The sequence below is a fragment of the Pseudomonas jilinensis genome (assembly GCF_003586265.1).
GTDB lineage: Bacteria > Pseudomonadota > Gammaproteobacteria > Pseudomonadales > Pseudomonadaceae > Halopseudomonas > Halopseudomonas phragmitis.
In genome coordinates this window covers 416,419-427,024 of sequence record NZ_QJSA01000001.1, presented here as the reverse complement: position 1 = coordinate 427,024, position 10,606 = coordinate 416,419, and the positions used below count along the sequence as shown (strand labels likewise).

Below are 10,606 nucleotides of genomic sequence, written 5' to 3'. Positions count from 1 at the left end.
AACATGGCTTCAATCCTTGAAGTTGAGCTAATCCTTTGAGATAGCGCCGCAGTATAGGGGCAGCAATAAACCTGGCAACCGTGGCCCGTATTGAGAAATTTGAATGGGGTCACGTCAAAAAAGCCCCACACCGACACAGCATCAACAAAAGCAGCCCGCCTGACCAACCGTCGGCTTACAGAGGCCTCGGCTTGACTTATCAGCCTGTACTGGCCATGTTCATTACAGGCATTAATAGCCTTTTGACTTATGCCATTTCACTGATGAGTCACTCGCTTTTATGGATGCGTCCTGGCTGCCTTCATCACCCGTCGCCAGTATGGCGGCACTGATTTGCTTCCTGCTCTGGGTGCTCACGCTGGGCTATTGTCTGAAACTCATGGCCCGCATACGCCGCCTGGGGGTGCAGAAAGAACAAGCCTGTGAAGCCCAGCTCCATATCCAGCAGCAACTGCACAAACTGACCCGTACCGATGCCCTGACCGGCGTCTGGAACCGCCAGCGCTTTGGTGAAAACGCCGAAGCCGAGCTCAAACGCTGCCAACGCTATACCCACCCACTCAGCGTGCTATGCATTGACCTGGATCACTTCAACGAGATCAACAACAGTTATGGCCATAGCATCGGTGATGAAGTACTCAACGGCGTGGCCCGCCTGCTGCAAAGCGCGATTCGACAGTCCGATGCCCTGGGGCGCTGGTCCGGCGGCAGCTTCATGCTGTTGCTACCGCATACTCCTCTCGAGCAGGCACTGGAACTGGCCGAGAAACTGCGCCGAAGGATTGCCAGCAGCAACCTGCTGGTCGATTCGCCAGTGGCCGTCAGCATAGGTGCGGCCAGCCTGCAACCGGATGAAGCCCTGGAAACCCTGTTCCAGCGCGCAGAAATGGCCCTGTCCCAAGCCAAACGCGAGGGCCGCAATCGCACGCTGGGCTGTCTCAGCGAACTGCCGCTGGCGACCCAACGGGGCCGTCAAGCGGTCTAGCTGTGCGATTGCGCACAACCACACCATGCTGTCATGGCAGCATCATCCGAGCCTGCTAGAGTTCAGCCAGGTACAACAAGAATCAGGGTGATTAGTCATGCGCAGTTTTCACCGCAACCTCTGTCTAGGGGCGCTGCTGGCTTGCAGCTCGCTCACCCAGGCACAGAGCACCGCCGATCAACCAGAAACCGTAGAAGAAGAGCAACTCAGCCAGAGCCAGGCGGATTCTGCAGCGGGCACCCAGAGCGCTCCTGCGTCCCAATCTACGCAAGCAGCACGCAAAACTGGCAATCTCGGCTGGATCGCCGGCGGGGCTGCCGTAGCGGGGCTGGCCGCAGCTGCTGGCGGTGGTGGCGGTGGTGGCGGTGGCGGCGGCGGCGGCGGCGGCGGCAATACCAGCAGCCCGCCAAGCGCACCACCGCCAGAGGAAGACAACTCCGCCAAGCTGTTGCCTCTGGGTGCCGAATACCTGTTCACCAATGGTTACAACATCAGCTATGGCCATGTAGCCCATGATCGCGACTTTACCGGCGCAGGCCAGCGGATAGCCCTGATCGACAGCGGCATACGCAGCAGCCACACCGAGCTGGATGGACAGATCGCCGCTCACTACAACGTATTCAGCGCCAGCAATGCCCCTGCCGATGCCCAGGACAGTGACGGTCATGGCACCCTGGTCGCCGGCGTAATCGCCGCCAAGCTCGACGGATTCGGCAATGTCGGCTATGCCCATGGCGCACAACTGCTCAACGTGCGCTTTACCGATGATATCAACCAGATTTCCGCCACCGAGCAGCAACTGGCCAATGGTTTCGCCTGGGCGCGGCAACAAGGCGCCCGCTGGTTCAACAACAGCTGGAGCATCAGTGTTGACGCCAGTCAGTTCAGCCGCACCCAGGTGGCCAACAGCTACCCAACACTGCTAGCCGAGTGGCAGCACGGTGTCAGTCAGGGGCATGTGTATGTCTGGGCCGCCGGTAACAACAATGGCGGTCAACCACTACTGTTCGCCGCCCTGCCAATCCACTATCCGGAGCTGCAAAGTCACTGGTTGGCTGTGGTCAATGTCGATCCGCAAACCGGGCAACTGCATGCCAGCTCCAGCCGTTGCGGCAACGCGGCAGCCTGGTGCCTGGCGGCGCCCGGGACCAATATCAACTCCAGCTACAACAACAGCGACACTGGCTATGCCACCGCGACCGGCACCTCGGTGGCCGCACCGGCAGTAACCGGGGCACTGGCCGTAATCAGCGAGGCGTTCCCGACCTTGAGCGGGGCCCAGGTGGTCGAACGCCTACTCAGCACCGCCGAGAAAACCGGCGACTACGCCAATCAGACCTTGTACGGCCAGGGACTACTAGACCTGGAACGTGCTACCCGGCCGGTCGGCAGCCTGCAACTGCTGGCTAGCGACGGACAGCATCTGAGTCTGGAAAGTGCCGTTCTGAGCCTGGGCACGCCCTTCGGCAACATCAATCCTCTGGCTGGCCAATCGGCCATGGCGACCGACAGCCTCGGCGCCGGGTTCAGCATTGATCTGGGTAGTGCAGTACATCACCAGGCTTACCGCTTTGTGGCCAGCGATGCGCTCAATCGGCTTGGCCGTCATCAGCAGTCCGAACAGCAGGGCGACTATCAACTGACCTGGCATAGCAGCCCGAGCGGCGCAGGTAGCCGGGTACTGCACATTCAGCAAGAGCTGGGTCGCTCGCTGCATCTGGGCCTGGTCGAGGATTTTGCACTGCTCAGCGCTCATCCCGTCAGCCATGGGCAAGGCCTGCTCAATATCAGCCTGGCCGCCCCTTTCTGGCTGCAGCAACCCGGTGAAAGCAGTTTGGGGCTCCGCCAGCGCCTGCCGTTGGGCAACGGCCACCTGGAGCTGACCAGCAGCGCCAGCTCGATACGTCAGGGTGGCGCTCTGGGCTACCAGCGCCACATCGGCGAGAACTATCAGACTACTTGGGAGCTGGGTTACCTGCGCAGCCGTGACGGCCTGTTCAACAGTCGCGGACTGGGCCTGTTTGGCCTGGATGATCGTAGCGACACCTGGTTCAGTGGTCTCTACGGTCACTACCAGAACGGCCCCTGGCTACTGGGACACGCTGCCTGGATTGGCCACAGCCAGGTCTCAGGCCAGGGGCTGTTACGCGATCTGGGCCGCGTCACCACCAGCAGTTGGCAGCTCAACGGCCACTACCAGCAGCAGCTCAACAGCTGGGGCCTGGCCTTGCAGCAACCGCTGCGCGTTGAGCGCGCCGATACCCAGGTCTGGCTAGCCACCGGCTACAGTGGCAATCAGTTCGCCTGGCAGCCGGTCAAGCTGGATCTGGCGCCCAGCGGCCGCCAGCTCAATCTGGAACTGTCCTGGCAGCGCCCGCTGTGGGCTAACAGCGACCTGAAACTGTCCTGGCTTGGCATCCACCAACCCGGCCATCAGGCTGACGCAGCGCCCATGCAGGTGGTCATGGGGCAGTGGCAGCAACGTTTTTGATACTGGCGGCCGAGCCTTACTCGGCTGCCAGGTACGAAGAGCGAGTCAGGCCCAACCGCAGGGTATCGAGAATACGGGTGCGCTCAGCCTGACTAAGACGCGCACCGGCCACCTTGTCGCGGTAGAGGGTGACCAGCTCATCCGGGGCAAAATGGACATAGCGCAGCATGTCCTCGATGGTGTCATGGGTTTCGATGCCACCATGCACCACCCGACCATCCTCGCGCAGGTAGACGTTGACCGAGTCGGTATCACCGAACAGGTTGTGCATGTCACCTAAAATTTCCTGATAGGCCCCAACCAGGAAGATGCCCAACAGGTAATCCTCTCCCTCTCTGAGCTCATGTACCGGCAGGCTGCTTTCGATGCTCTGCTCATCGACATAGTGACGGATCTTGCCGTCCGAATCACAGGTCAGATCCTGCAGCACCGCCCGACGCAGCGGCTCTTCCTCCAGCCGGTTGAGCGGCATGATCGGCAGCACCTGATCGATCGCCCAGGTGTCGGGCAGACTCTGGAACACCGAAAAGTTGCAGATGTACTTGTCGGCCAGCTTGTCGTTAAGCTCATCCAGCACCTGACGATGCGAGCGCTGGCGCGCCTTGAGCAGGGTATGCAGGCGATTGCACAGAGCAAAATAGCACTGCTCAGCCAATGCCTTCTGGGCCAGGGTCAGACGCCCCTCGGCATACTGGGCCGCCACATCGGCCATGTAGTGGGTCGCCCGCCAGTAGGTCTCGGTCACCAGCTCAATATCATTGCGATCCAGCAGACCCACCAGGTTGCGCACTACCTGCGGCTGGCTGTCGAGATCTTCCAGTGGCGGAATTTCGGCATTTTGCCGCTCGACATCAGTCACCTGCACGACCAGTACAGCATGATGGGCAGTCAGGGCCCGGCCACTTTCGGAGAAGATGTGCGGATGCGGCAGGCCCTGCTGATCGCAGAAGTCCTTGAGCATCGCCACCACAGTGTGGGCATACTCATTGACGTCATAGTTGATCGAGCTGGCGTTGCGCGAGTGGGTACCGTCGTAATCGACCCCCAGGCCACCGCCAACGTCGATATGGTCAACCGGCAATCCCAACCCACGCAGTTCGCCGAAATAGCGGATCGCCTCGCGGAACCCATGCTGGTAGTCGGCCAGATTGGCAATCTGCGAGCCCATGTGGAAATGCAGCAGACGCACCCCATCCTGCAGCCCGGCCTCACGGAAACGCTCGACCACCCGCAGCAACTGCGCGGCCGACAGGCCGAACTTGGATTTTTCTCCGCCAGTATCAGCCCATTTGCTCGAAGCCAGGGACGACAGCCGGACCCGTAGACCAATCTGCGGCACCAGCCCAAGCCGGGCAGCCTCTTCAATAACCAGCTCGACCTCGGATTCCTTCTCGATCACGATAAACACCCGGTGACCGAGCTTCTGGCCGATCAATGCCAGGTGAATGAATTCGCGATCCTTGTAACCGTTGCAAACAATGGTCCCGCCCTTAGGTGCCAATGCCAGCACAGCCATCAGTTCAGGTTTGGAGCCGGCCTCCAGGCCAATGGAGACATTTTCAGTGGCAATAATATTTTCAACCACCGCCTCCTGCTGATTGACCTTGATCGGATACAGCGCGGTATAGCCGCTGGTGTACTCCAGTTCGGCAATATTATGGTCAAAGGCCCCGGTCAACTGCCGCACCCGATCCTGCAAAATGTCCGGGAAGCGCACCAGCAAGGGTAGATCCAGACCGCTGTCACGCAACTGGCCAACCAGCTCATGCAGATCGATAGCCGCCCCCTGCTCGCCCCTGGGGGTAACCTGGACATGGCCCTTGTCATTGACATTGAAGAAGCCCGCACCCCAATGACGTATGCCATAGACACTACGGCTGTCGGCGACCGTCCAGGCCGAAGCGTCTTCCTTGCGCGAACGTCGTTGTGACCCCATCCGGATACCCCTTCTCAGCAACTCGATAGTGTCCACAGGATAAAGCAAAACAACGCTGACTGCCGAACGAGCAACGGCCCGGGACGGTCGTTTTAGCGACACATCGGTGACTCTGCCAGCGCTATGGCGGGCCATTCCAGGCTCTGATAAGACCTGCCAGAACTTGGCCGGAAGCCCCGATAGCACTAGGGTCCACTAGGTTATCTATATTCACAACCTATCCTATGGAGCATCTCATGCAGGAATATTTCAGTCTGGCCGGACGCACAGCCCTGGTCACCGGCGGCAGCCGGGGAATCGGCAAGATGATCGCCAAGGGCTTCGTCCAGGCCGGCGCTAACGTCATCATCTGCAGTCGCAAACTGGAAGAAGGCCAGGCTACCGCCAGCGAACTGAGCCAGTACGGCCAATGCCGGGCCCTGGCCGCCGACCTGTCCAGCGAGGATGGGGCTAAGGCCCTGGCCAACGAACTGAGCCAGCATATCGAGCAACTGGACATTCTGGTCAACAACGCCGGCACGGCCTGGGGCGCACCACTGGAAAGCTTCCCCGCCGACGGCTGGCACAAGGTCATGCAGCTCAACGTCACTGCCGTATTCAGCACCACCCAGCAGTTGTTGCCACTACTGCGCAAGGGTGCCAGCGATGACAATCCTTCAAGGGTGATCAATATCGGCTCGGTGGCCGGCATTACCACCATGAACGAAAACGCCTGGTCCTATGGCCCGAGCAAGGCCGCTGTTCATCAGCTCTCACGGCAATTGGCCCGGGAACTGGTTGATCAGCATATCAATGTCAACGTCATCGCCCCCGGACGCTTCCCGAGCAAGATGACCCGGCATATTCATCTCGACCCCGAGGCCCTGGCCAAGGACTGCGAAGACATTCCGATGCGCCGCTGGGGCCGCCCGGAAGAAATGTCCGCCCTGGCCATCATGCTGGCCAGCAGCGCCGGCGCCTACATGACCGGCAACATCATCCCGATCGACGGCGGTTTTACCCTCTAAAGCCACCCGTGAGGCGGGAGCATCCGCTCCCGCACGAACTACCCTGCAACACCGGCCTTGAGCAGATGCTCAAGGCTCCCAGAAAACTCCAAATCCACTGCCAGCCCAGCCTCCCTCAATCCCCCGCCATCCCTGCTCTGCACCCTTTTCATGACAAACATATTTAACAGTTGAAAATATTTGATGAGCAACGACATACGGTCAAGACCTGCATTAATGGCGGGTTGAGATATTTTTTTGGATATGTTTATTATTTAAAAAGCATTTACACATAAATATCAGGATGACGTTTTGACAGACCTTACACCCGTGACTTTGCGCCAGCCGCGCGATACTGACGGCTACGCACTGAATCAACTGGTCGAGCGCTGCAAACCACTGGATACCAACTCGGTTTACTGCAATCTGCTGCAATGCAGCGACTTTGCCGATACCGCCATCGCAGCTATTGCTGCCAATGGCGAACTGGTCGGATTCATTTCCGGCTATCGCCCACCAGCCCGCCCGGACACCCTGTTTGTCTGGCAGGTCGCGGTCGACGACCGCATGCGTGGCCAGGGGCTGGCCCTGAAGATGCTGCTGGCCCTGACCGAGCGAGTGATGGCCAACGGCGTGCAGTACATGGAAACCACCATCACACCGGGCAACGAAGCCTCGGAAGCCCTGTTCAAGCGCGCCTTCGCGCGCCTCAACAGTGACTACCAGACCCGGGTACTGTTTTCCCGCAGCAATCATTTCAACGGCCAGCACGACGATGAAGTGCTGTATCGCGCCGGCCCTTTTTCACCATCTGCCAAGGCATGAAGCCAGGAGCACCCATGAACACCTTCGAACAGTTCGAACAACATGAATCCGGTATCCGCAGCTATTGCCGCTCGTTCCCCGTGGTCTTCAAACAGGCGCGCGGCGCCGAACTGATCACCCGCGAAGGCAAGTCCTATATCGACTTCCTCGCCGGTGCCGGTACCTTGAACTACGGACATAACCACCCGGTTCTGAAGAAAGCGCTGATCGACTATCTGGAGAACGATGGCCTGACCCATGGCCTGGACATGTACTCCGATGCCAAGGAACGGTTCCTGGAAACCTTCCACCGGGTCATCCTTGAACCGCGCGGTCTGGGCGATCATGTCATTCAGTTCAGCGGACCGACCGGTGCCAACTCGGTTGAAGCTGCCCTGAAGCTGGCGCGCAAGGTCACCGGCCGCAGCAATATCATCAGTTTCACCAACGGCTTCCATGGCTGCACTATTGGTGCCCTGGCCGCTACCGGCAACCAGCACCACCGTGGTGCCGCTGGCGTACCCCTGGCCGAAGTCAGCCGCATGCCCTACGCCAATTACTTCGGCAAGGACGTCAACACCATCGCCATGATGGACAAACTGCTCAGCGATCCGAGCAGCGGCGTCGACAAGCCGGCAGCCGTCATCGTTGAAGTGGTCCAGGGTGAAGGCGGCCTGAACACCGCGTCAGCCGAATGGATGCGCAAGCTGGAAAAGCTCTGCCGCAAGCACGACATGCTACTGATCGTCGATGACATTCAGGCCGGTTGCGGCCGTACCGGCAGCTTCTTCAGCTTCGAAGAGATGGGCATTAAGCCGGACATCATCACCCTGTCCAAGTCGCTCAGCGGCTTCGGTCTGCCGTTCGCGATTGTGCTGTTTCGCCGCGAACTGGACCAATGGGAGCCAGGCGAACACAACGGCACCTTCCGCGGCAACAACCATGCCTTCGTCACTGCCACGGCAGCGCTGGAGCACTTCTGGACCAATGACGAATTCGCCAAGTCGATCCAGGCCAAGGGCAAGCTGATCAAGGAACGGATGCAGAAAATCGTCCGCAAGCACGGCCCTGACTCGCTGTATGTCAAGGGGCGCGGCATGATGATCGGCATCAACTGCCCGGACGGAGACATCGCCGCCGCGATCTGCCGCGAGGCCTTCGAGCGCGGCCTGGTGATCGAAACCAGCGGCAACCATAGCCAGGTCGTCAAATGTCTGTGCCCGCTGATCATCAGCGAAGAGCAGATCGCCAAGGCCATGGACATTCTTGATGCAGCCTTCGCCAAGGTCATGACCGAGCAGGTCGACAGCCAGGCCTCCTGACCCCTTAATCTTTGATGATCCAAGGAGATCCTCGAATGATCGTACGCACCCTGAAAGATTGCGAAAACTCCGAACGCCGCGTGGCATCGGAGAACTGGGAAAGTACCCGCATGCTGCTCAAAGATGACAACATGGGGTTCTCATTCCACATCACCACTATCTACGCCAACACCGAGACCCACATCCACTACAAGAACCACCTGGAGTCGGTCTACTGCATGAGCGGCAATGGCGAGATCGAGACCCTGGCTGACGGCAAGGTCTATCCGATTGAGGCCGGCACTCTGTATATCCTCGACCAGCACGACGAGCACCTGCTGCGTGGCGGCAGCGAAGACATGAAGATGGCCTGCGTATTCAACCCGCCACTGTCCGGCAAGGAAGTGCACGATAAGGACGGGGTTTATCCGCTGGATTAAGTGCCGCAGATCCACCCTGGAACTTGTGTGCAGGCGGCATTGGTGCTGGCCTGTCCCAGACACGCTGTGAACCCATCCCTGGGAGCTCGACGATGCCCGTCCAGGGCATCGACGGTCTGGAACAGGCCAGCACCAACACCGCTAGTGAACTCCGTGCACTCAGCCGACACAACCCAACACACCCGGGACGGTAACCAGAATTATGCATACAGTAGAAAAGATCGGCGGCACTTCAATGAGCCGCTTCGACGAAGTACTGAACAACATTTTCATTGGCCAACGTCAGGGCGCAGAACTGTATCAGCGCGTCTTCGTAGTCTCTGCCTACAGCGGCATGACCAACGCCCTGCTCGAACACAAGAAAACCGGCGAGCCCGGCGTGTATGAGCGCTTTGCCGATGCGCACAATGAGGACGCCTGGCTTGAAGCGCTGGATGCCGTACTGGAAAAAATGAGGGCCAAGAACGCCGAACTGTTCAACAGCGACTATGAACTCCAGGCTGCCGACCGCTTTATCGAAAGCCGGATCAGCGATGTGCGCGAATGCATGGTCAGCCTTCAGCAGCTGTGCAGCTACGGACACTTCCAGCTCAGCGAACAGCTGATGAAGGTGCGCGAAATGCTTGCCTCGCTCGGCGAGGCGCACAGCGCCTTCAACACCGTACTGGCGCTCAAGAAACGTGGCGTCAGCGCCCGCCTGGTCGACCTGACCGGCTGGAACCAGCCCCAACCCAAGCTATTCCAGGACATGATCAAGGACAGCTTCGACGGCATCGACCTGTCGCGTGAACTGGTGGTTGCCACTGGCTACACCCACTGCCGCGAAGGCCTGATGAACACCTTTGATCGTGGCTACAGCGAAATCACCTTCGCCCAGATCGCCGCCAGCACCGGTGCCCGCGAAGCCATCATTCACAAGGAATACCACCTTTCCAGCGCCGACCCGAATCTGGTCGGTGTCGATAAGGTGGTGACCATTGGCCGTACCAACTACGACGTTGCCGATCAACTGTCGAATCTGGGCATGGAAGCCATTCATCCCAAGGCCGCACGCACCCTGCGCCGGGCCGGCATCCAGCTGCGAATCAAGAACGCCTTCGAACCGGAACACGGCGGCACACTGATCAGTCAGGATTATCGTAGCGAGAAGCCCTGCGTCGAGATCATCGCCGGACGTACCGACGTGTTCGGGCTGGAAGTGTTTGACCAGGAAATGCTCGGCGATGTCGGCTACGACATTGAAATCACCAAGCTGCTCAAGCAGCTCAAGCTGTATCTGGTGAACAAGGATTCCGATGCCAACAGCATCACCTACTATGTGGCCGGCTCGCGCAAGATGCTCAATCGTGCATCGCGCCTGATCGAAGAAAGCTACCCAATGGCCGAGGTCAACGTACACAACATCGCCATCGTCTCGGCGATTGGCTCGGACCTCAAGGTCAAGGGCATCCTGGCCAAGACCGTAGCGGCACTGGCCGAAGCCGGCATCAACATCCAGGCCATTCACCAGTCGATTCGCCAGGTAGAAATGCAGTGCATCGTCCATGAGGATGACTACGACGCCGCCGTGGCAGCATTGCACCGTGCCCTGATCGAGCCGGAAAACCATGGGGATGTAATCGCCGCCGCCTGATCCCTGCCTTGATCCTCAAACCAGCAGAAT

At 59.3% G+C, this 10,606-nt stretch carries 8 protein-coding genes; 7 read left to right on the top strand and 1 reads right to left on the bottom strand.

The window, feature by feature from the left end; translation table 11 throughout:
- Positions 1 to 319: 319 nt before the first annotated feature.
- Positions 320 to 985: a GGDEF domain-containing protein gene (locus tag C2846_RS01975; RefSeq protein WP_165443743.1), complete on the top strand. Its 666-nt coding sequence runs from the start codon at positions 320 to 322 to the stop codon at positions 983 to 985.
- 97 nt (positions 986 to 1,082) lie between these two features.
- A complete protein-coding gene (locus C2846_RS01970) occupies positions 1,083 to 3,476 on the top strand; it encodes a S8 family peptidase (RefSeq protein ID WP_119700544.1) in 2,394 nt (797 codons plus the stop codon).
- 16 nt (positions 3,477 to 3,492) lie between these two features.
- Here C2846_RS01970 and speA read toward each other — a convergent pair whose 3' ends face one another.
- The gene (speA, locus tag C2846_RS01965; RefSeq protein ID WP_080049900.1) at positions 3,493 to 5,412 is read right to left on the bottom strand and encodes an arginine decarboxylase; all 1,920 of its coding nucleotides are present in this window, start codon (positions 5,410 to 5,412) and stop codon (positions 3,493 to 3,495) included.
- Between the two features lie 236 nt (positions 5,413 to 5,648).
- Between speA and C2846_RS01960 the strand changes: the two genes are divergently transcribed.
- From C2846_RS01960 to C2846_RS01940, 5 genes are all read left to right on the top strand, one after another.
- Positions 5,649 to 6,419: an SDR family oxidoreductase gene (locus C2846_RS01960; protein ID WP_119700543.1), complete on the top strand. Its 771-nt coding sequence runs from the start codon at positions 5,649 to 5,651 to the stop codon at positions 6,417 to 6,419.
- Between the two features lie 291 nt (positions 6,420 to 6,710).
- Complete coding sequence (gene ectA / locus C2846_RS01955; RefSeq protein WP_231705503.1) at positions 6,711 to 7,223, top strand: diaminobutyrate acetyltransferase; 513 nt, start codon at positions 6,711 to 6,713, stop codon at positions 7,221 to 7,223.
- 14 nt (positions 7,224 to 7,237) lie between these two features.
- Positions 7,238 to 8,524 carry a diaminobutyrate--2-oxoglutarate transaminase gene (gene ectB / locus C2846_RS01950; RefSeq protein WP_119700542.1) on the top strand — a complete coding sequence of 429 codons (1,287 nt, stop codon included), beginning with the start codon at positions 7,238 to 7,240 and terminating at the stop codon, positions 8,522 to 8,524.
- 35 nt (positions 8,525 to 8,559) lie between these two features.
- Positions 8,560 to 8,943, top strand: coding sequence for an ectoine synthase (locus C2846_RS01945; RefSeq protein WP_119700541.1), 384 nt, complete (start codon positions 8,560 to 8,562; stop codon positions 8,941 to 8,943).
- 202 nt (positions 8,944 to 9,145) lie between these two features.
- On the top strand, positions 9,146 to 10,576 hold the full coding sequence (locus tag C2846_RS01940; RefSeq protein ID WP_119700540.1) for an aspartate kinase: 1,431 nt from the start codon (positions 9,146 to 9,148) through the stop codon (positions 10,574 to 10,576).
- Positions 10,577 to 10,606 lie beyond the last annotated feature (30 nt).